This is a genomic window from Ruegeria sp. BG6, assembly GCF_056538465.1.
The window spans coordinates 645,863-667,701 of record NZ_JBQFTB010000001.1; the positions used below are offsets into that span (position 1 = coordinate 645,863).

Annotated in this window: 20 protein-coding genes; 12 read left to right on the forward strand and 8 right to left on the reverse strand. The window is 59.1% G+C overall.

Annotated features, from left to right (window positions below; genetic code table 11):
- Nucleotides 1-125: 125 nt before the first annotated feature.
- Nucleotides 126-554 (reverse strand): Lrp/AsnC family transcriptional regulator, encoded by a 429-nt coding sequence (locus tag ACR0JW_RS03215; protein ID WP_170676737.1) that lies wholly within the window; start codon nt 552-554, stop codon nt 126-128.
- 86 nt (nt 555-640) lie between these two features.
- Between ACR0JW_RS03215 and rocF the strand changes: the two genes are divergently transcribed.
- The 3 genes from rocF to ACR0JW_RS03230 are packed head-to-tail and all read left to right on the forward strand — an operon-like array spanning nt 641 to nt 3,534.
- Nucleotides 641-1,561, forward strand: coding sequence for an arginase (gene rocF, locus ACR0JW_RS03220; protein WP_480713576.1), 921 nt, complete (start codon nt 641-643; stop codon nt 1,559-1,561).
- A complete protein-coding gene (ctlX, locus tag ACR0JW_RS03225) occupies nt 1,561-2,481 on the forward strand; it encodes a citrulline utilization hydrolase CtlX (RefSeq protein WP_170676734.1) in 921 nt (306 codons plus the stop codon). Before rocF ends, ctlX begins: the two co-directional genes overlap by 1 nt.
- A gap of 6 nt (nt 2,482-2,487) precedes the next feature.
- A complete protein-coding gene (locus ACR0JW_RS03230) occupies nt 2,488-3,534 on the forward strand; it encodes an ornithine cyclodeaminase (RefSeq protein ID WP_480713633.1) in 1,047 nt (348 codons plus the stop codon).
- 253 nt (nt 3,535-3,787) lie between these two features.
- On the opposite strand, the gene ACR0JW_RS03235 is transcribed toward ACR0JW_RS03230, so the two are convergent.
- Genes ACR0JW_RS03235 through ACR0JW_RS03245 form a run of 3 tightly spaced genes read right to left on the reverse strand, consistent with a single transcriptional unit; the run spans nt 3,788 to nt 6,900 of the window.
- The gene (locus tag ACR0JW_RS03235) at nt 3,788-5,191 is read right to left on the reverse strand and encodes a TRAP transporter large permease (protein WP_170676730.1); all 1,404 of its coding nucleotides are present in this window, start codon (nt 5,189-5,191) and stop codon (nt 3,788-3,790) included.
- 3 nt (nt 5,192-5,194) lie between these two features.
- Nucleotides 5,195-5,824: a TRAP transporter small permease gene (locus tag ACR0JW_RS03240; protein WP_170676728.1), complete on the reverse strand. Its 630-nt coding sequence runs from the start codon at nt 5,822-5,824 to the stop codon at nt 5,195-5,197.
- 59 nt (nt 5,825-5,883) lie between these two features.
- A complete protein-coding gene (locus tag ACR0JW_RS03245) occupies nt 5,884-6,900 on the reverse strand; it encodes a C4-dicarboxylate TRAP transporter substrate-binding protein (RefSeq protein ID WP_480713577.1) in 1,017 nt (338 codons plus the stop codon).
- Nucleotides 6,901-7,327: 427 nt separating this feature from the next.
- Between ACR0JW_RS03245 and acs the strand changes: the two genes are divergently transcribed.
- The 8 genes from acs to ACR0JW_RS03285 all read left to right on the forward strand — a co-directional run bounded on the left by acs (nt 7,328) and on the right by ACR0JW_RS03285 (nt 16,792).
- Nucleotides 7,328-9,292, forward strand: coding sequence for an acetate--CoA ligase (gene acs, locus ACR0JW_RS03250; protein WP_170824578.1), 1,965 nt, complete (start codon nt 7,328-7,330; stop codon nt 9,290-9,292).
- 7 nt (nt 9,293-9,299) lie between these two features.
- Nucleotides 9,300-9,983 (forward strand): adenylate kinase, encoded by a 684-nt coding sequence (locus ACR0JW_RS03255; RefSeq protein ID WP_170676723.1) that lies wholly within the window; start codon nt 9,300-9,302, stop codon nt 9,981-9,983.
- A gap of 186 nt (nt 9,984-10,169) precedes the next feature.
- Nucleotides 10,170-10,454 carry a DUF4212 domain-containing protein gene (locus tag ACR0JW_RS03260; protein ID WP_170348424.1) on the forward strand — a complete coding sequence of 95 codons (285 nt, stop codon included), beginning with the start codon at nt 10,170-10,172 and terminating at the stop codon, nt 10,452-10,454.
- Between the two features lie 5 nt (nt 10,455-10,459).
- On the forward strand, nt 10,460-12,244 hold the full coding sequence (locus ACR0JW_RS03265; protein ID WP_170616216.1) for a sodium:solute symporter family protein: 1,785 nt from the start codon (nt 10,460-10,462) through the stop codon (nt 12,242-12,244).
- A gap of 108 nt (nt 12,245-12,352) precedes the next feature.
- Complete coding sequence (locus tag ACR0JW_RS03270; protein ID WP_480713578.1) at nt 12,353-14,176, forward strand: DUF294 nucleotidyltransferase-like domain-containing protein; 1,824 nt, start codon at nt 12,353-12,355, stop codon at nt 14,174-14,176.
- A 93-nt stretch (nt 14,177-14,269) separates the two neighbouring features.
- Entirely contained in the window at nt 14,270-14,788 is a 519-nt protein-coding gene (locus ACR0JW_RS03275) for a hypothetical protein (RefSeq protein ID WP_170676719.1), read from the forward strand.
- 2 nt (nt 14,789-14,790) lie between these two features.
- Nucleotides 14,791-16,203: an exonuclease domain-containing protein gene (locus tag ACR0JW_RS03280; protein WP_170676717.1), complete on the forward strand. Its 1,413-nt coding sequence runs from the start codon at nt 14,791-14,793 to the stop codon at nt 16,201-16,203.
- Nucleotides 16,204-16,291: 88 nt separating this feature from the next.
- A complete protein-coding gene (locus ACR0JW_RS03285) occupies nt 16,292-16,792 on the forward strand; it encodes a flavin reductase family protein (protein WP_170676715.1) in 501 nt (166 codons plus the stop codon).
- A gap of 3 nt (nt 16,793-16,795) precedes the next feature.
- Here ACR0JW_RS03285 and ACR0JW_RS03290 read toward each other — a convergent pair whose 3' ends face one another.
- Genes ACR0JW_RS03290 through ACR0JW_RS03300 form a run of 3 tightly spaced genes read right to left on the reverse strand, consistent with a single transcriptional unit; the run spans nt 16,796 to nt 19,028 of the window.
- Nucleotides 16,796-17,275, reverse strand: a complete 480-nt coding sequence (locus tag ACR0JW_RS03290; RefSeq protein WP_480713579.1) for a DUF6505 family protein — start codon at nt 17,273-17,275, stop codon at nt 16,796-16,798.
- A complete protein-coding gene (locus tag ACR0JW_RS03295; protein WP_170676711.1) occupies nt 17,275-17,970 on the reverse strand; it encodes a biotin/lipoate--protein ligase family protein in 696 nt (231 codons plus the stop codon). The genes ACR0JW_RS03290 and ACR0JW_RS03295 overlap by 1 nt, the downstream gene beginning before the upstream one ends.
- Entirely contained in the window at nt 17,967-19,028 is a 1,062-nt protein-coding gene (locus ACR0JW_RS03300; protein ID WP_170676709.1) for an Mrp/NBP35 family ATP-binding protein, read from the reverse strand. Before ACR0JW_RS03300 ends, ACR0JW_RS03295 begins: the two co-directional genes overlap by 4 nt.
- A gap of 112 nt (nt 19,029-19,140) precedes the next feature.
- Here ACR0JW_RS03300 and ACR0JW_RS03305 point away from each other — a divergent pair, with 112 nt between their 5' ends.
- Nucleotides 19,141-19,869 carry a cytochrome c family protein gene (locus ACR0JW_RS03305; protein WP_170676707.1) on the forward strand — a complete coding sequence of 243 codons (729 nt, stop codon included), beginning with the start codon at nt 19,141-19,143 and terminating at the stop codon, nt 19,867-19,869.
- Here ACR0JW_RS03305 and ACR0JW_RS03310 read toward each other — a convergent pair.
- A complete protein-coding gene (locus tag ACR0JW_RS03310) occupies nt 19,863-21,818 on the reverse strand; it encodes a 4Fe-4S binding protein (protein ID WP_480713580.1) in 1,956 nt (651 codons plus the stop codon). The genes ACR0JW_RS03305 and ACR0JW_RS03310 overlap by 7 nt on opposite strands.
- Nucleotides 21,819-21,839 lie beyond the last annotated feature (21 nt).

A 21,839-nucleotide genomic window follows, 5' to 3' on the forward strand; every position in this document is an offset into this window, starting at 1 on the left:
TCCCTGCTTCAAACCAATCGCGTATTCGGAACTAAAGCCGCTAAAGCCTGCCCGACCGCCCAGGCGGAGTTTGGCACAATTTCCTTAGCATTCAAAGCGCTACAGGCAGCAAGTTCGCCACCCGGTCAGACGCGCCCCTTCCGCGTTGAAAGCAAGAGGTTGGTTTCGGATCGCGTGATCCCTTCCATCCGCCGGATCTGAAACAGAACCTCGTCCAGTTCCGCCAGCGTTTCGGCCCCGATCTCGGCAATCAGGTCCCAGCTGCCATTGGTCGTATGAACCGCTCTTACCTGTCGCATGGCGGCGATCCTTGCCATGGTCCGCTCGGTTCCCCGGCCTTCGATTTCCAGCATCATCAGTCCCCGAACCGGGCTTTGCGCAACATCGCGCCGCGTCAGAACGGTAAAGCCGACGATCTCTCCGGACTGTTTCAGGCGATGCAGTCGACTGCGGACGGTTGTTCGCGTCACGCCCAGAATCTGCGCCAGTTCCGACAGCGAGGCGCGCGCATCCCGGTGCAACGCGTTCAGCAGCTTGCTATCCAAATCGTCCATTGTCGCTTACCAGTTTGTTTATCGGGGTTTCTTTTTGAGCACTTTGCTATCTTCCGGGATGCCGTGTTGAAAGGTTAGACAAACACATGGCAAATGAAAACATAATACTTGTCGGCGCCCCGATGGACGCCGGAAAACGTCGGCAGGGATGCCGCATGGGTCCTGATGCCTATCGCGTCGCGGGTTTGCAGAAGGCCCTGATGGATCTGGGCCACAGCGTGTCGGACATCGGTGATGTCCGCCCTGACGACGTCGCAACCGCCGAGCATCCTCACCTGTTCGCCTTGCCCGAATGTGTAGGCTGGACCCAGGCGCTGAGCCGTGCGGCGCAGGAGAGCGCCCGCCAAGGTTTGCCCATTTTCATGGGTGGTGATCACGCGCTTTCTATGGGTACGGTCGCGGGAATGGCAGCCCATGCGCACAGCATCGGACGGCCCCTCTTTGTTCTGTGGCTGGATGCGCATAGCGACTTTCACACGCCCGACAGCACCGGCAGCGGCAATTTGCACGGCACCCCGGTCGCCTATTTCACCGGTCGGCACGGGTTTGACGCGTTTCCGCCGCTCACGGCACCGGTGCCCACCAACCGTGTCGGAATGATTGGCCTGCGCTCGGTCGACCCCGCGGAACGGGCCGCGCTGGAACAGGACCGCGCCATGCTGGCCGATATGCGCAGCATTGACGAAAATGGCATCAAAGCACCGCTGATGGCCTTTCTGGACCGCGTCCGCGCAGAAAGCGGTATCCTGCACGTCTCGCTGGACGTCGACTTTCTGGACCCCGCCATCGCACCTGCCGTGGGCACCACCGTTCCCGGCGGCGCGACCGAACGGGAAGCGCATCTGGTGATGGAACTACTGCATGAAAGCGGCCTCGTACGCTCGCTGGATCTGGTAGAGTTGAACCCGTTTCTGGATGAACGCGGCCGAACCGCAAAACTGATGGTCGATCTGGCCGCCTCGTTACTCGGTCGCCGCATATTCGACCGCCCCACCCGGAGTTTCTGATGCAGTCGCTGCAAGCCCCTTCGGCCGTCGTGATGATCCGGCCGCATGCATTTGCCTCAAACCCGGAAACGCACGGAGACAACGCGTTCCAGACACTTGCCAGCCGTTCGGCGACCGCAACCTCATCTGCGGCGCGCAATGAACACGATCAGGCAGTCGCGCAATTGCGGGCCGCAGGTATCAGGGTTCACGTCTTTGACGATCACGGAGAACTGGACACACCCGACAGTGTGTTTCCGAACAACTGGTTTTCAACCCATCCCGGTGGGCATGTCGCGATCTATCCGATGTACGTTCCTTCCCGGCGGCGCGAACGTCGTTCCGACGTCATCGAGATGCTGAAACAGGAATATCGCGTTCAGGACGTGATCGACTATTCCGGTCTCGAACAGGACAAGCTGGCGCTGGAAGGCACCGGCGCGATGGTCCTGGATCACATTGGTCGGGTGGCTTACACGGTAAAATCAAACCGCGCCGACCCCGTTCTGCTCGAACGGTTCTGTACTCACTTCAACTATGAGCCTATTGTTTTCGAAGCGAAAGATGCCCTGGGGCACGATGTCTATCACACCAACGTTCTGATGGGTATCGGCACCGAATATGCGCTGATTTGCCTGGACATGATCACCGACCCCGAGCGACGCACGACAGTCAAAGCCAGGCTGGAGGAAACCGGTCGTGCCGTCATCGACCTAACCCACGATCAGATCGCGGAATTCGCGGGCAACGCCATTGAGCTGGCTGGCCAAGACGGTCTGGTCCTGGCTTTGTCCAGCCGGACGCTGGAAGCACTGACGCCCGAACAGATTTCCATAATCGAAGCCAGTGCAAAACCACTGCCGCTTTCGGTTCCCACAATTGAAACAGCGGGTGGATCCGTGCGCTGCATGATCGCAGGCATTCACTTGTCCCGCCGATAGGAGACCCTGATGCAACCTTCTGACAAGGCGCTTGTGCCCTTTGTTTCCGTCGACAACATGATGCGCCTCGTCCATCATATCGGCCTTGAAAAGATGATCACGCAGATTGCCGCGCAGATCGAATCTGACTTCAAGCGATGGGAAAGCTTCGACAAAACGCCCCGAATCCCCGCCCATTCCCCCCATGGCGTGATTGAATTGATGCCAACTTCGGATGGTGAGGCATACGGTTTCAAGTATGTGAACGGGCATCCAAAAAATACGTCCGAGGGTCTGCAGACCGTGACCGCGTTCGGGTTGCTGGCGGATGTTTACACGGGCTATCCCACCCTCTTGACTGAAATGACCATGCTGACGGCCCTGAGAACGGCAGCAACCTCTGCCTTGGTCGGCAGCTATCTGGCACCGAAATCCGCAACGACGATGGCCATGATCGGCAATGGCGCTCAATCCGAGTTCCAGTGCCTGGCGTTTAAGGCAATGTGCGGCATCGACACTGTGCGGCTGTATGACACCGACACGAATGCAACGGCCAAATGCGCGGCAAACCTGCAAGGCAAGGGTCTGACTGTTGTTTCCTGCAATACGGCGGAAGACGCCATCGAAAGCGCCCAGATCATCACGACGTGCACAGCCGACAAGAAATACGCCACCATTCTGACGGACAACATGGTCGGTCCCGGCGTTCACATAAACGCAATCGGCGGTGATTGCCCGGGCAAGACCGAGTTGCACAAGGATATCCTGCTGCGTTCGGAAATATTCGTTGAATACCCCGAGCAAACGCGGATCGAAGGCGAAATTCAGGCCCTGGACTCAGACCACCCCGTGACTGAAATCTGGCAGGTGATGACAGGCCAGGCCAAGGGGCGCACGGATGAACGGGCGATTACACTATTCGACAGTGTCGGTTTTGCGATCGAGGATTTTTCTGCCCTTCGTTACATCAAACGCGCCATCGAAGGGACAGACTTCTTCGAGCCTCTGGACATGCTGGCGGACCCCGACGATCCACGTGACCTCTATGGCATGTTGATGCGCGCCGAAACCTGAATCTTGCCAGGGTTTCAAAGGTCAAGGGGGCTCTGCCCCCGCCGCCCTGCGGGCGACTCCCCCGGGATATTTTTGGCCAGATGAACAAGGGATCCGCTCTCCGGCCATTGGTCCGGAGAGCTTCACCTGGCGCGGTCATCGGCATCCCTGCCTGTACCGCCAATGCTGTGTCCGACAATTTGATTAAAGATCCGTTACTTCATCTGGCCAAAAATATCCCGGAGCGCGAGGCAGAGCCTCGCAAAAACCCAGGTCAACCAGCCAGGGACGGCAGATAGAGTACGATACCCGGAAAGGCCACAAGCAGGGCGATGGTAACAGCGTCGGCCACAAAGAACGGTGTCACGCCCTTGAAGACATCCTGAACACTGAGATCAGGACGCACCCCCGCCACAACAAAGCAATTCAGCCCGATTGGCGGTGTGATCAGGCAAAACTCGGCCATTTTGACCACCAGAATTCCAAACCAGATCGCACACATCGGGCCGGACATTCCAAAAGCACTCTCGGCAGCGCTGACAGCTTCGCCGCCGTTCAGTGCCATTACCGCAGGGTATACAACAGGCAATGTCAGCAACAGCATACCGATTGCGTCCATGAACATGCCAAGCACGGCATAGGCCAACAGGATGCAGATCAGGATCAGCATGGGCGACATTTCAAGCGACGTGATCCAGTCGGAGAACGCTCCGGGCAGATCGGCGAAACCCAGAAAACGGACGTAGATCAGAACGCCCCAGATGATCGAAAAGATCATGGCCGTCAGCTTGGCAGTTTCCAGCAGCGCCGACTTCAATTCACCCCAGCGCATGCCGTGATAGATGGCAAAGCAGAAAACGATGAAGGCTCCGATTGCTCCGCCTTCAGTCGGCGTGCCCCAGGCTTTTTCGCCAAATGGGTTGTAGACAAAACAGATGATGATCAGGATCACCGCAACGATTGGCATTGCCCCAGGCAGCGATGCGAAACGTTGCTTCCAGGTAAAGCCGGTGACCGGCGGGCCGACTGATTTGAACACAACGGCGATGCCGACGATCAGGCCCCCATAGATGACCGCCGAGAACGCGCCGGGAATAAACCCGGCCAGCAAAAGCTTGCCAACATCCTGCTCGACGATGATCGCATAGATCACAAGGATGGCGGACGGCGGGATCAAGGAAGCCAATGTCCCGCCGGCGGCGACAACGCCTGCTGCAAATCGCTTGTTGTACCCGACCTCCAGCATCTCGGGGATTGCAACCCGGGCGAATACGGCAGACGTAGCGACAGACGCGCCCGACACGGCGGCAAAGCCTGCGGTGGCAAACACGGTCGACACTGCCAGGCCACCTGGAACCCAGGCAATCCAGCGCTTTGCCGCTTCGAACAAGGCGCGGGTCAGCCCGGCATAGTAGGCCAGATAGCCGATGAGTATGAATGTCGGGATCAGGCTGAGCGTGTGTGAGGCCACCTTGGAATGCGGCACCTGCCCGGCCGTTTTCACTGCCACCGTCAGCGCCTTGCCAAAGCGGTCGGGGTCATATCCGAACTTGGCCCAGAAAATCCATACAAGCCCAACAAGCCCTGCCAGCCCCGCCGCAAAGGCGACGCGCATTCCTGTGACCACCAAAAACAGCAGGCCGCCTGTGACCCACAATCCGATATCAATCGTGTCCATGAGTCAGCCTTGCCCTTCGAACTGATCCGCCTCGGCAGCGGCCTGTGCGGCCGCGTCCTGAATAAGAGGCACAGCGACCGGTTGATCCAGCCCCAGAACAAACGCGCGCCCATATCCCCAGATCTGCAAAACTAGACGCAGGCAGAGAACGGAGAACGCCACCGGAGCCAACAGTTTGGCCGGCCACAGAGGGATACCAATGTCGATGGAACTGTCCCTGCTCCACATTGGCGCGGCAAAATCGAACGACCGCTCGAAATGGGACCAGCTGCCCCAGACAAGGGCCATCATCAGGACGAGGATCAAGACGACGGAAATCGTCTCGAAGAACCAAAGCGCCCTGCCGCGAAGACGCGCGATGACGATGTCCATGCGAATATGCCCGCCATCTCGCTGCACGTAGGAAACGCCCAGGAATGCGATCAGTGGCATCGCCTGTTCAATCCAGTCGACATAGCCCGGCAATGGCGCGTTGAGCGCATTCCGGCCGCTTACAGACACAACGGCGAGAACCATCAGCGAGAAAACCGCCAGACCGCTGATCAGGGCCAGCAGTCTTTCTGCCCGAAGAAGATGCTGGTCCAGACGGCTGAGACGGCTGCCATCCTCCAGCACGGTGGCCTGTCCCGCCATCCTGCTTTTTCCTTGTGGTTGAAGAGAACCGGACGCCCGATGGCATCCGGTTCAAAACATCAGTTTCCGCCGCGTTGCTGCTGCAGTGTCGACTGAACAAGATCGTACAGGTCCTGCGCAGGCAGACCCTGATCGGTCATGTCGGCAATCCACTGTTCGCGGATCGGATCGGCCGCCTTGGCGCGGAACTCCTGAAGGACGGCGTCGTCAATCATGATTTTCTGAACGCCTTTTTCCTCAAGAACACCGTCCCACTTTTCAAGCAGGGCTCCGTAATTGGCCAGATAATGATCGATCGCCTCGTCAATCGAACTGTCCAGTGCCTCGCGATGCTCTGCCGGAAGCGCCTCATAGGCGTCGATGTTCACCACGACCGGGCAGTTTACGGTGCCGGGGTTCAGGTTGGCCGTCCACCAGTCGGCTTCGTTGATGGTGCCGAAGGACAGGTGTGCGTGCTGGGCAAATGCCACAGTATCGACAACGCCGGATTCCATCGCATTGAACGCTTCGGTGGCGGGCACGGATGTTGGCACGCCCCCTACGGCTTCAAACGCTTTGCCCAACCCGCCGGTCGCGCGCACGCGCATACCATCAAAAGCGGCAAGTGTGTCGCGCGGCTCGCCCGTGCCGACAAGGTTATACTGCGGCATGGGCGACGTCATGATGATCCGGGCGTTCCACTGCGCCATTTCTTCTTTGACGGCCGGGTGGTCATAAACCGCGTGGCTGACCGCTACTTCCTCGTCCAGATTGTTCACGCCCAGAAACGGAAGTTCTAGAACGGTGATCGCCCGGTTCTTGTCCCGATGGTAGCCCGCACAGAATTGTGCCATTTCGAATGCGCCGATCTCGATCCCGTCCAGGTTTTCCCTGGGTTTTGACAAGCCGCCATAGCTGACGTTGATCTTGAACTCGCCGCCGGTCTTTTCGGCAACCAGTTCGGACAGCTTTTCAACATGCTCTGTAAATGCGCGGCGCTTGCCCCAGACCGAGGCGTTCCATTCGGTCGCAACGGCTTCGCCTGCAAAGGCCACGCCAATGGCCGCGACGGCGGCGGCGCTTAACATCCTGTTCATAGTGATCTCTCCCTGTGATGCGCCCCTTGGTCAGAGCGCTTGGACATAAAGCTAGCGCCAACATCCGGATGTGCCAACCCCGCAGACGCTGATGAGTTGCCGCCTTCAGGGCGCGACCTGCCGGAACAATCGAAAGAAGAATTGGGAATCCAAAAGGCGTCCGGGAAATTCCGGAAAACTGCAGTTCGAAAATAGTTACACGGTAGATATTGTTATTTATACATTTTTTTTATCTTTTTCATATTTCTTTACATTTTTTTACCAGATAGCGAAATTTGTTTACAAACAAATCGTGGAACTACGGCAATTTATTTATTTGTTTTCAGAACCCCGTATATTCGCAATCGGGAGGAAACGGGTCGACATTGCCTGTTTGACGGGCAAAATCGGTTCATCAATATCCAGTCCTAGAGGGAGGAGCCTCAGTATGACAACCGCTGCCCAGGCAGATGCCAAAACATATCCGCCATCCGCAGAAATCGTGTCCCGTGCGCATATCGATGCTGACAAATACGCGGCAATGTATGCAGCCTCTGTCAGTGATCCTGATGTCTTCTGGGATGAACAGGGCAAGCGCGTCGACTGGATCAAGCCTTATACTCAGGTCAAGGATGTGGACTACAGCTTTGGCTCCGTGAAGATCAACTGGTATGCCGATGGCACGCTGAATGTTTCGGCAAACTGTCTGGACCGTCACTTGGCGACACGCGGCGATCAAACCGCGATCATTTGGGAGCCGGATGATCCAAACGACGCAGCGCAGCACATTACCTATGCCGAATTGCACCGCCGCACCTGCCGGATGGCCAACATTCTGGAATCAATGGGCGTGCGCAAGGGCGACCGGGTCGTGATCTATCTGCCGATGATCCCCGAAGCCGCCTATGCCATGCTGGCCTGCGCGCGGATTGGGGCGATCCATTCGATTGTTTTCGCAGGTTTTTCCCCGGACGCCCTGGCAGCGCGGGTCAATGGCTGCGACGCCAAGGTCCTGATCACTGCCGACGAAGCCCCGCGCGGTGGCCGCAAGACGCCACTGAAATCGAATGCCGATGCGGCTTTGCTGCACTGCAAGGACACCGTGAAATGTCTGGTGGTCAAGCGGACCGGTGGCCAAACCACATGGGTGGATGGGCGTGACCACGACTACAACGAAATGGCGCTTGAGGCGGATGACTACTGCGCGCCCGCCGAGATGAGCGCGGAAGACCCGCTGTTCATCCTCTATACCTCGGGCTCAACCGGTCAGCCCAAAGGCGTGGTGCATACGACCGGCGGCTATCTGGTCTATGCGTCGATGACCCATGAGATCACTTTCGATTACCACGATGGTGACGTGTACTGGTGCACCGCAGATGTGGGTTGGGTCACGGGCCACAGCTATATTGTTTACGGCCCACTGGCCAACGGAGCGACCACGCTGATGTTCGAGGGTGTGCCGACATTTCCGGACGCCTCGCGGTTCTGGCAGGTCTGCGAAAAGCACAAGGTGAACCAGTTCTACACCGCGCCGACCGCAATCCGTGCCCTGATGGGACAAGGCAATGAATTCGTCGACAAATGCGACCTGAGCGACCTGCGCGTTCTGGGCACAGTGGGCGAGCCCATCAACCCCGAAGCCTGGAACTGGTACAACGAAGTTGTCGGCAAAGGGAAATGCCCCATCGTTGATACCTGGTGGCAGACCGAAACCGGCGGTCACTTGATGACCCCCCTGCCCGGCGCACACGCGATGAAACCCGGCTCGGCCATGAAACCGTTCTTCGGCATTGTGCCGGTGGTTCTGGACCCGCAATCCGGTGTTGAGATTGAGGGCAATGGGGTCGAAGGCGTTCTGTGCATCAAGGACAGCTGGCCGGGCCAGATGCGCACCGTCTGGGGCGATCACGAGCGGTTTGAAAAGACCTATTTCTCGGACTACAAGGGCTATTACTTCACCGGCGACGGCTGCCGTCGTGATGAAGATGGCGATTACTGGATTACCGGTCGCGTTGACGATGTGATCAACGTATCCGGGCACCGTATGGGCACGGCCGAGGTAGAAAGCGCACTGGTTGCGCATGCCGCCGTCGCCGAAGCCGCTGTTGTTGGCTACCCCCATGAAATCAAGGGGCAAGGCATCTATTGCTACGTCACCCTGATGAATGATCGTGAGCCCAGCGACGAACTGCTGAAAGAACTGCGCACCTGGGTCCGGACCGAAATCGGCCCGATCGCCAGCCCGGATGTGATCCAGTGGGCGCCTGGCCTGCCCAAGACCCGCTCGGGCAAGATCATGCGCCGTATCCTGCGCAAGATTGCCGAAAACGACTTTGGCAGCTTGGGTGATACTTCGACACTGGCTGATCCGTCGGTCGTCGAAGACCTGATCGAAAACCGTGCGAACAAGTGAGGATGTGATGGACGCTGCCACGATCACCACACCCGCCGTTCTGATCCTTCTCGGCCCTCCGGGCGCCGGGAAGGGCACACAGGCCCGCATGCTTGAAGAAAAGTTCGGGCTGGTCCAACTGAGTACCGGCGATCTGCTTCGGGCCGCCGTTGCTGCCGGAACCGAGGCAGGCAAGGCCGCGAAGGCCGTGATGGAAGCCGGCGATCTTGTCAGTGACGAGATCGTCATAGCCATCCTGCGCGACCGGATGGCGGAACCGGATTGCGCCAAGGGTGTCATTCTGGACGGATTCCCGCGGACTACGGTTCAGGCCGAAGCGTTGGATGGACTGTTGGCCGAAAACGGTCAGAAGATCAGCGCCGCGATCAGCCTTGAGGTGGAAGATGCCGAGATGATCACCCGCATCTCGGGCCGCTATACCTGTGCTGGCTGCGGTGAGGGGTACCACGATCAGTTCAAGAAACCGGCGGTCGAAGGAAAATGTGACAAATGCGGTCACACGGAGTTCAAGCGCCGCGCCGATGATAATGCGGTAACCGTTGCGTCCCGGCTGGAAGCCTACCATGCGCAGACCGCTCCGCTGATCGACTACTACGAAAGTCATGAGGTTTTGAAACGGACCAACGCCATGGGCCGGATCGAAGACATAGCCAGTGATCTGGAACAGATCGTCGGCGACGCGATGAGTTAAGGGGATAAGTGAAGCCCAATTTGGGGCTCTGATCCAACAAAAGAATACTTCAACGGACCCGCCTTGGCGGACCGGAGGAGTTTTGCCAAACGCCACCCGGCGTTCGGCGCATTCGAGAGGCGGCCCAACGCACTGGAGGAGTTGGGCAAGGGGCCGCTCAACGACGAAGCGAAGGAGGAACCCGCGATGGCGGATCAATCTACAAACTCCGCGCAGGCTGCCGAGGCCGATAAGGGCTATTGGCAGGCCAACCTGCGCCTCATCTACATCAGCCTCGTGATCTGGGCGCTGGTGTCTTTCGGATTCGGCATTCTGCTGCGTCCTCTGCTGTCGGGTATCGCTGTTGGCGGCACCGACCTGGGCTTTTGGTTCGCTCAGCAGGGATCGATTCTGGTCTTTCTGGTGCTGATCTTCAACTACGCCTGGCGCATGAACAAGCTGGACGCCGAATACGGCGTGGATGAGGAGTAACCCCCATGGACCAGTTTACCATCAACCTGCTGTTTGTCGGCGCGTCGTTCGCGCTGTACATCGGCATCGCGATCTGGGCCCGTGCGGGATCCACATCCGAATTCTACGCCGCCGGTCGCGGCGTTCACCCGGTCACCAACGGTATGGCGACAGCGGCAGACTGGATGTCCGCGGCCTCGTTCATCTCGATGGCGGGTCTGATTGCCTTTACCGGCTATGACAACTCGACCTTCCTGATGGGTTGGACCGGTGGCTATGTGCTGTTGGCACTGCTGCTTGCACCTTACCTGCGTAAGTTCGGCAAGTTCACCGTATCGGAATTCATCGGTGACCGCTTCTACAGCCAGACCGCCCGTATCGTTGCGGTGATCTGTCTGATCGTGGCTTCGGTGACCTATGTTATCGGCCAGATGACCGGCGTTGGCGTGGCCTTCGGCCGCTTCCTTGAAGTGTCGAACACATCCGGTCTGCTGATCGGTGCCTGTGTCGTGTTTGCCTACGCGGTTTTCGGTGGGATGAAAGGTGTAACTTACACTCAGGTCGCTCAGTACTGCGTGCTGATCACCGCCTACACGATCCCGGCGATCTTCATCTCGCTGCAGCTGACCGGCACTCCGATCCCGGCGCTGGGGCTGTTCGGCGACACCGCAGGCGGAGAGCCTCTGCTGAGCAAGCTGGACGCGATCGTGACCGAGTTGGGCTTCAACGAATATACCGCCCACCACTCGAACACGCTGAACATGGTACTGTTCACACTGTCGCTGATGATCGGTACCGCCGGTCTGCCGCACGTGATCATGCGCTTCTTCACCGTACCGAAAGTGTCTGACGCTCGCTGGTCGGCTGGCTGGACGCTGGTCTTCATCGCTCTGCTGTACCTGACTGCCCCTGCGGTTGGCGCAATGGCGCGACTGAACATCACCGACATGATGTGGCCCAACGGTGGCATCGAAGGTGGCGCTGTTTCGGTTGAAGACATCGACACAGATCCACGTTACGACTGGATGCAGACGTGGCAGAAAACCGGTCTGCTGGACTGGGAAGACAAGAACGGCGACGGCAAGATCCAGTACTACAATGACGCGAATGCCGACATGCAAGCCATTGCGGAAGAAAAAGGCTGGGTTGGTAACGAACTGACCAAGTTCAACCGCGACATCCTGGTTCTGGCCAACCCCGAAATCGCCAACCTGCCGGGTTGGGTGATCGGTCTGGTCGCGGCCGGTGGTCTTGCGGCTGCCCTGTCGACCGCTGCGGGTCTGTTGCTGGCGATCTCGTCGGCGGTGTCCCACGACCTTGTCAAAGGTGCGATCAACCCGCAGATCTCTGAAAAAGGAGAACTGCTGGCCGCGCGTATCGCCATGGCCGTGGCCATCGTCGTTGCAACCTACCTGGGTCTGAACCCACCGGGCTTTGCGGCGCAAACCGTGGCACTTGCCTTCGGTCTGGCGGCGGCCTCGATCTTCCCGGCACTGATGATGGGGATCTTTTCGACCCGCATCAACAACACTGGCGCAGTTGCTGGTATGCTGGCAGGTCTGACCGTGACCTTGGTCTACATCTTCCTGCACAAGGGCTGGCTGTTCATTCCGGACACCAACTCGTTCACCGATGCTGACCCGCTTCTGGGTCCGATCAAGTCGACTTCGTTCGGTGCCATTGGTGCAATGATCAACTTCGGCGTTGCCTACGTCGTCGCCGGTATGACCAAAGAGACTCCGCCGGAGATCGTCGAATTGGTCGAAAGCGTGCGCATTCCCCGTGGTGCAGGCGCAGCTCAGAACAAATGAGCCTGATGTGGTCGGTACCCTCCATGGCTGACCACATCTTTCGATCCACTGTACCCGCCCGGCATCCCACCGGGCGGGGCTTTTCATTCAGAAGCCAAGGACGACCCAATGCCCCTGTCCCATGATGAGATCACCCGGTTTCTGAAATCCGTTCACCCCTATGACGCCCTGCCCTCGGATACGCTGGACGCCGTTGCCCGGCAGATCGAGGTTCATGAGGTCGAAGCGAATAGCCCGGTTTACGCGTTGGGCGGCCCCCTGCCTGGTGTTTTCGTAATCTACGAAGGACAGGTCGAAATCACAGATGAAAACGGCGCGGTCGTATCCCACCTTGGTCTGCGCAACTCATTTGGCGAGCGGGGGCTACTGAAAGACGGCAAGGCAGCAACGCATGCGCGCGCGGACACGCCGTCTGTTCTGATTCTGCTGCCGCCCGCCCTGGTGCGCCAACTGATCGACGATCATGATGTGGTCTCGAGATTCTTCAACCGAACCCGGGGCAACCGCTCCACTCCGCAAAGTCTGGCAACCACCGCTATTGACGTGTTGATGGCACGCGATCCTGCGACTTGCCCACCTTCCACCCCGGTTCAAAAGGCAGCGCAGTTGATGCGAGAAAGGCATATCTCGTCGCTTTGCGTATCCGAAGGCGAGACCCTTCTGGGCATTGCCACGCTGAGGGACATTGCAAGCAAGTTCGTGGCAGACGGAATGCCCGCAGCAACGCCGGTTTCGTCGATCATGACGGTAAATCCGGTCACACTTTCGCCCTCGGATATCGGCTCGGACGTTCTGCATGTCATGATGGAGCGCGGCATCGGCCACATCCCCATTTCCGAAGGCGGACGTCTTGTCGGCATCGTCACGCAAACGGACCTGACCCACTATCAGGCCGTCAATTCCGCCGAACTCGTGCGTCGGATCGCCCGCGCCCAATCCGCCGAGGAGATGGCGCTGGTAACGGCTGAAATCCCTCAGTTGCTGGTGCAGTTGGTGGCCGGAGGGAACCGGCATGAGATCGTGACTCGTCTGATCACCGACATTGCCGATACTGCCACCCGGCGCTTGCTGGTATTGGCCGAAGACAAATTTGGACCACCGCCAGTTCCCTATCTGTGGCTGGCGTGCGGTTCGCAAGGGCGGCAGGAACAGACAGGTGTTTCGGATCAGGACAACTGCCTGATGCTGCACGATAAGGTGACGGACGCCCAGATGCCCTATTTTGCTGATCTGGCCAAATTTGTTTCGGACGGGCTGGACACCTGCGGGTATTTCTATTGCCCCGGCGACATGATGGCCACCAACCCGCGCTGGTGTCAGCCGGTCCGCGTCTGGCGCGACTATTTCAAGGGCTGGATCGCCAAACCCAACCCCGAGGCACAGATGTTGGCCTCGGTTATGTTCGACCTGCGCCCCATCGGCGGCGCGTTCGAGCTGTTCTCGGATCTTCAGGCAGATACGCTCGGCGCGGCCAGCGCAAATTCAATCTTTGTCGCCCACATGATTTCCAACTCGCTCAAGCACACGCCACCATTGGGCCTGCTCCGCGGCTTTGCGACGATCCGTTCGGGCGAGCATCGAAACACGCTGGACCTGAAACATAACGGCGTCGTGCCTGTGGTGGATCTGGCCCGGATTTACAGTCTGCAGGGGCAATTCACCAAAGCCAACACACGTGCACGCCTGAAAGCCGCCGAGGCCGGCGGCGTGCTGAGCCCCGCTGGCGCGCGGGATCTGCTGGACGCCTACGATCTGATTGCCGAAACCCGGCTTGAACATCAGGTTCGGCAGATCAAGGCTGCGAAAGATCCCGACAATTACCTGCCCCCGTCGGATTTGTCCGACTTTGAGCGAAGTCATCTGCGCGATGCCTTTGTCGTGGTAAAAACGATGCAGTCGGCGGTAGGCCACGGCAAGGGCATGTTGGGTTAAGTGTAGTTTGACGAGTACGATGGGATCGCTTTCGGCGACCGTATTTGGAACAAGAAGAAGAGGCGAGACGCGCCTGAGTCAGAAAGGTTAGCCATGTTTCTTGAATTGATCGGTACGGTTTTTGCAGGTTTTGCTTTTGCAGGCATCGCAATGCTGTTGAACAAGCTTTCCGGTGGCCGTCTGCCCCGCTGGACCGCGCCGGTTGCCGCCGGTGCCGGGATGATCGGAGTGACCATCGCCAGCGAATATTCGTGGTATGGGCGCCAGCTTGATACCTTGCCTGAAGGAATGGAAATCGTGCAGGAGGTCGAAAGCCGCGCCTTCTATCGACCTTGGACCTATGCCGTGCCCTTCGTGGATCGTTTTGCCGCGATCGATACCGTATCGGTACGCACCAACGCGCAGGTTCCCGAGCAACGCCTGGTGGATTTATACTTCTTCGGTCGCTGGGCCCCGGTTTCGAAACTGCCCGTTGCAGTCAATTGCGCCGAAAACAGCCGCGCCAACCTCGCAGATGGTGCAGAATTCGCCGATGACGGACGGCTGCTGAATGCCACCTGGATCGCGGCGGGTTCCGGAGACCCGGTCATAGAAGCCACCTGCGAGGTCTGATCATGCTGACCCGGCTGAGCCTGCGCCTGAGAGTATTCCTGTTCTTCTGTCTGCTGGCACTTGGCGGATTGACCGTCTGCATTGCAGCCCTGTGGGTCGGATACGCACGAACGGGCAACCCGGACCTGGCCAATGCGTTTGTTTTTGCCGGTATTCTTATCGCCTTTGGCCTTTTGGCGCTAAGTGTCGGCGTCTGGCTGTTGTTTGACGACAATGTCGCGAAACCGATCGAGCGCTTGTCGGCTGAACTGCGCGCCCGTGCGCATGCCGGTGTCAGCAGCGACCTTGACCTTCAGGCCGCGCGGTATTTGGGGGATCTGGCCCCGGCAGCGGCAGGGCTTGCGGATCGGCTCACTGACAAGACCCTTGATATCGCCGAAGCCGTCGCTGCGGAAACTGCTCATCTCGCGGCTGAAAAGCGGAAGCTTACGGCGCTGTTGACGGAAATTCCGGTGGCAATGCTGCTGGCTGGTCCGACCCATAAAATCGTTCTCTACGACGCGCAGGCCGCCGAGGTTTTGGCCCAGATTTCCCATCCTAGGCTGAACGCCTCTCTTTTCGAGTATCTGCAGCCGAACCCGCTGACAGCGGCGTATGAGAAGATGTGCAAGACCGGGCTCGAGGTCGCATGTACGCTGACCAGCATTGATGGCAACCAAAGCTATGCCGCGCGTATGAAACCCCTGGGCCATGCGCCCGGCTACATGCTGATCTTCGACGACAGTGCCGCCAATATCCCGCCCGAGGCCGCCCGCCCGCTGGTTTACAATTTCGATCTGTTGGACGGAGCCACCGATGTAGAATTCGAACATCGCGCCCTGACCGACCTGTGTTTCGTGGTGTTCGATACCGAGACGACGGGCCTGCTGCCGCACAAGGATGAAGTTGTGCAGATCGGCGCAGTCCGGGTGGTCAAGGGCCGGATCGTCGAAGGTGAGCATCTGGATTTGCTGGTCAACCCCGGAATTCCGATCCCTCCGGCTTCGACCAAGGTGCACAAGGTCAGCGACCACATGGTCCAGGGGGCTCCGGACATTGCCCAGGCTGGGCGCGTTTTTCATCAGTTCGCTCATGATGCGGTCATTGTGGCCCACAACGCTCCGTTCGATATGGCGTTTATGCGCCGGCATGAGAAACGCATGGGTGTGGAATGGAACCACCTGATTTTGGACACGGTCCTGCTGTCGGCTGTGCTGTTCGGTGCCAGCGACACACACACTCTGGATGCACTATGCGAGCGACTGGACATCACAATCCCGGAGGCGCTGCGCCATACGGCATTGGGCGACGCCGTCGCGACGGCCGAGGCTCTGGTCAAGATGCTGCCCATGCTTCGGGCACGCGGGATGGTGACATTTGGCGATGTTCTGGTCGAAACACGCAAACATGGGCGATTGCTGGAAGATCTGAACTGACGCGTAAATATTCACGCCATTTTCACCTTTCCATGGACAAACCCGACCGCTCATGGCACCTGGTGCGCGTCTGAAACACGAGCGCGCAATGACGGATAGAACCTTCACCCCCGGCCCGGATCACAGCAACGCCTTTCGCCAGGCGTTGGGCTGTTTCGGCACAGGTGTGACGGTCATCACGACCAACACGGCCGCAGGGCCGCGCGCCATTACCGTGAATTCCTTTTCCTCGGTGTCGCTGGATCCCCCGCTGGTTCTGTGGTGCCTTGCCAAGGATTCCAACCGCTTTGACGCCTTCAGCGCGTGCACGGACTATTCGATCCACGTCATGGCGCAGGAGCAGCAGGATCAGGCTTTGAAATTTGCCCGAAACGGCTTTGATTTCTCGCACGCAGACTGGAGCGCGGATCCTGCCGGTCGCCCTCAACTGGACGGCTGCCTGGCGCGGTTTGATTGCCATCTGCATGACCGGCACGAAGCGGGCGATCACCTGATCTTGGTGGGCCGCGTCGAAACCGCGATGTACCGGACTGGTCAGGGCCTGATTTTCAAACGCGGTCAGTTCGGTGGTTTTGTCGATACGATCTGAACGCTATTCGTCCAGTGACCCATGGACGGCAAGCGCCTCAAGTTCAGCATCTTGGGGAACGATGACGCGAAACGCTTCATGAACACCTGAATCGGTCAACTCGCGAGCAACGGTCAGCAGCGTGTTGGGCGCGTGTTCTTCACACAGGCCGGACATATGGTCAATTTCGGCCTGTGCAACGCCCAGGGCTGCATCGATTGACGGGGCTCCGTAGAAACGGACGAAATGATCCGCGAGGCTCTGCGCGATCTGGTCAAGTTCGGGTGGTTCGACCTTGGTAACGGCGACGAATGTTACCCGTCCGAATGTCTCAAGCCCCAGCCAGCCGTTGGCAAAGGCCTGCCGCGCCCTGCCAGCCAGATCGGCCGATCCCCAGTTCGAAAACTCGAACCCGCCCGAAATACACCATTCACCGGTGCGCGCAGGCGACTGAAAGACATTCATGTCACTTTCGTCAAAGTGAATGGCACGGGCCAATTTCATCAGGATGCCTCCAGCAATTCAGTCAGTGGGCGCAGTTGGGTGTCCGAACCCTTGCGGATCAGCATACCGAACCTTTCATCCGTGCCAAGGAACACGCCCTGTTCTTCAATCGGCTCACCCACGCCGCGCAGAAGTCCCATCCATTCTGCGTGCAACGGGCCGTTGCCGTCCTCTTGCCAGCGATTGAGCCAGGTCAGCATGTGACGCGACCAGCTTTCGACCAACTGCACCGGGCCGACTTCGGCACAGCCTTCGTCATACAGCGCGGTGACATCAGGGTTTTCCCCGGGTGCATCGCTTGTCTGCAACAAGGCCAGTTCCCACCCGATCACCAACCAGTCAGGGATTTCTTCCAAACTAGTGGCGGAAGCAGCGGCCCGAAACTGCCCACACCGGGCCCCGTTCACGCAGACCAAACCGTCCCAGCCCAGATGTACGGCAACCTCGGGCGGGGCCAGCGCGCCCAAAGCGTTCTGAAAACCCACCGCGCACAACGGAAGCATTGCCATTGCGTCCCGCAGCGGCACCTCGGGCGCGAAGACAATCGCAACCCGCAGACGGTCTGCCTGAATATTGTAAACGACCGCGCCCGCGTCACAGCCCAGCGCAGCCATTGCCTGCGCGCGGTCAAACGGGTCTTCCCCGCCCTGAACCGGATGTCCGGTCAGCAATGGGGGGAAGACCGGCTCGGTCATGCCTGGCCCTCGGCGATCATGTCGCGGGCGATCTTGCGGAACGCCTCGGCCTGCGGACTGTCTGGCTTGCTGACCACGATCGGCGCACCGCCATCGGCTGCGACGCGAATGTCCAAATGCAGCGGAATTTCCCCCAGCAGCGGCACGCCCAGCGCAGCGGCTTCGGAGGCCACTCCGCCGTGTCCGAATACATGCTCCTCATGTCCGCAATTCGAACAGATATGGGTCGACATGTTCTCGATCATCCCCACGATGGGCGTTTTGAGCTGATTGAACATGTCGATGCCTTTGCGGGCGTCGATCAGTGCCACGTCCTGCGGAGTTGACACGACGATGGCACCGTCCACCCGGAACTTCTGGCTCAGCGTCAGTTGCACGTCGCCTGTGCCGGGCGGCAGATCGACGATCAGCACATCCAGTGCACCCCATTGCACCTGGTTCATCATCTGCTGCAGCGCGCCCATCAGCATTGGGCCACGCCACACGACCGCCTGCCCTTCGTTGGTCATCAGGCCCATCGACATCATGGTGACACCGTGATTGCGCAACGGCAGAATCGTTTTTCCGTCAGGGCTTGCCGGTCGTCCGGACACCCCCAGCATACGCGGCTGCGAAGGCCCATAAACATCCGCATCCAATAGCCCCACACGGCGACCTTCGGCGGCCAGTGCGCAGGCCAGATTGGCGGAAACCGTCGATTTACCGACCCCGCCCTTGCCAGATGCCACGGCGATGATCCGGTCAACACCCGCAACCGGCTGTGGCCCTGTTTGCGAGGGCTTGGGTTTCGGCTTCAGATCCGGCGGCGCCTTTTCGGAATGCGCGGTCATCATCGCGGATACCTTTTCTACGCCCTCGACCATTTTCGCGGCCTGTTCTGCGGCGGCACGCACCGGCTCCATCCGCTCGGCCTGTTTCGGGTCGATCTCCAGCACGAAACGAACGGTTTCACCTTCGACATTCAGGGCGCGCACCACACCTGCGCTGACGATGTCCTGACCCGAAACCGGATCGGTGATCTTTTTCAGGTTCGCCAGAACCGCGTCACGAACACTCATGCATCTGTTTCCTTGTTCCGCCCCATAGTGTGGGTATCGCCTGTCATTGCATGTGTCTCCGTCTTTTTCAGTTTATTTGACGCTATCCGCCTGTCGCCGCTAGGCTTGGGGAATGCGTGCCATCCTTTTGTGCCTGAGCCTGTCGCTGTCTGCCACCCCTTCGTTATCGCAGGAGGCGCTTGGGCTTGCGGCTCCGGATCAGGTGAGGGACTCGGGTCTCCTGCAACATATTCTTCCGCGCTTTTCCCTCAAGACCGGAATCCGGGTTATCGCCGATGAAAACGGGATAATGTCTGTGGCGGCCTCCCCGCCGGGTAAGCCCGTCTTTGCCCGGGATGGCGTCACCTACCATCTTCGTATTCAGGATGACCCCCGCCAGGTCCGGTTTGAGGACTGGATGCTGTCGGACATTGGAAAGCGCACGATCGAAAGCTTTGTGCCGGATCAGGGCCCTTCTTTCGATACGCAGTTTGACACCGTTGAAACTGCTGAAGAAACGGCAACGAACGCGAACACTGAAATCGGGCGCGAGCTGTCGTTTACCCATTGCGGAAGGTGTCATGTTATTGGTCCGCGCAACCGCATGAACGGTCTGGGCTCGACCCCGTCCTTTGCGGTTCTGCGCGCCATGCCCGACTGGTCGGAGCGGTTCGAAGCCTTCTTTGCGCTGAACCCGCACCCTTCGTTCACCCAGATCGCAGGGCTGACACCGCCGTTCGATCCGACCCGGCCCTCGCCCATTCACCCGGTCGAAATCACGCTGGAGGACTTGGAAGCTATCCTCGCCTTCGTGTCGAACATCCGCGCGGCCGATCTGGGCGCGCCACTGCAGCATCAGTGATCCTTTCGCTTCGAGAAGTAGTCCTCGGTGGTGACAACACGCGGCCTTGGGCTGGATTGAAAAGGATTGTCCTGATGCTGAAACTGCGCATTTATACGGCAATTATCGCACATCTGGATCATTCGCGCCTGTTGGGATGAGGCAAACATCGGATGGCTTCCCGACAGTTTGTCCATAATGCGTTCGACCGTGGACTTCACACCGAACAACGCTCCACACTCGACGCAGGCAAAGGGTTCTTCCTCGTTCAACACCTGCTGAGACAGGGCCTTGTCACTCAGGTCCAGCTGCGGGACCAGAGCAATCGCTTTTTCGGGGCAGATCGTCCGACACAGGCCACATTGCAAACACGCGTCCTGCTGGAAATTCAGTTGCGGCATATCCGGGTTGTCGACCAATGCGCCGGACGGGCACAGCGACACGCAGCTCAAACACAGCGTGCAGGCATCCGTATCAACAGCAATTGCCCCATATGGCGCGCCCTGTGGCAAAGTGATCGGCTCATCGGCGTCACCGTTCAGCGCCTGCGCTGCCAGTCGCGCGACCTGCCGGCGATTTCCCAAAGGCAGGACCGGATCAGTCAAAGCCTGCGGGACATGCTGGTCGTAAAGACGGTCAGACAGTGCATCCGGGTCAGTTTCATCAATCACATCAAGACACTCGGGATCGGCAATGGCCTGCGCCAGCATCAGTTCCTTGTCCAGCGCGTCTTTTTCGGTCGTTGGCGAAAGCAGGACATCGACTCGTGCAAAACCGTGGGCCAGACCGGCCAGCATTTCCGCATGACCAAAGCCCGAGATCACGTTCAGTTCCAGCGGGATTACATCCGCAGGCAAGCCCCGACCGAACCGGGCAGCAAGCCGGATCATCTCGGCCCCATGGGCATCGTGAACCAGCAAACGCGGGGCGATGCCTCCGGCTCGTCGGTAGGTGCGCGCCAGGACATGCATCCGAGACAGCAAAGCGGCCAGGGGCGGATCCTCGTAGGTGATCGCCATCGACGGGCAAACCGATGAACATTCGCCGCATCCGGCGCAGATCATCGGATCTATTGCGACGTGTTCTCCGGCCGGAGTAATTGCACCCGTCGGACAAATGTCCAGACAATTCGTGCAAGCCACCTGTTCCGCCCGGGAATGGGCGCAAAGGGTTTCATCGAGACGAACATAGAGCGGCTTTTCGAACGTTCCAACCAATTGCGCCGCATCAAACGCCACCCTTTCGGCGGCCAGCGCATCGCGCGGATCGGCGCGCAGGTAGCCTTCGCGCTTGGCAGGGGCCTGAACAAATGGGGTGCCGCCGGTCAGGTCGATCACAATGTCGCAGACCGAGCGCGCGCCATCCTTTGCGTCGGTCCAACCGAACGCGCCCCGCCCGCCGGGTTTCAACTGCCTCAACCTGTCCAACTTCAGCGAGAACGCACCAAGCGCCCCATTCAGCGCGCGCAGTTCCCCATGCACGACGTCAAACGATCTGGAGACCGGTACAGCGTCATCCGTGGCCAGCACTGTGATCGCCAAAGTACCTGACAAACGCCCGGCCAGCGCAAAAGCGACCTCGCCCGGTCCAATGATAAAGCAGGTACCTTCGCTAACGACATCGACGCTGGGAGTGATCGGTTGCGGCAGCAGTGCTTCGGCGGCCAGCGCAGCCATCTTGGGTGCCGCATCCTGCCCCTGTTCGGACCAACCTGCGCGGTCGCGCAGATCGACAAAGCCGGGCGTTTCAACACCCAGATCGTCGGCAAGGTCACGAAACACGTCCTGCTCCTGCCCGCAGGCTATGATTGTCGTATCCTCGCCTTTCAGCGCAGCGGCGGCGGCTTCCAGTTCCCGCGTGCACAGCGCGCTGTGAATTTTGGAACACGCCACGTCGCAGGCCGAGGTCACCTTATCCGCATCCAGCGACTGGGTTCCCGCGCAATCGCAAAGCAGCATCTTTATGGCCATATCCATCCCCATCGCTTTCCC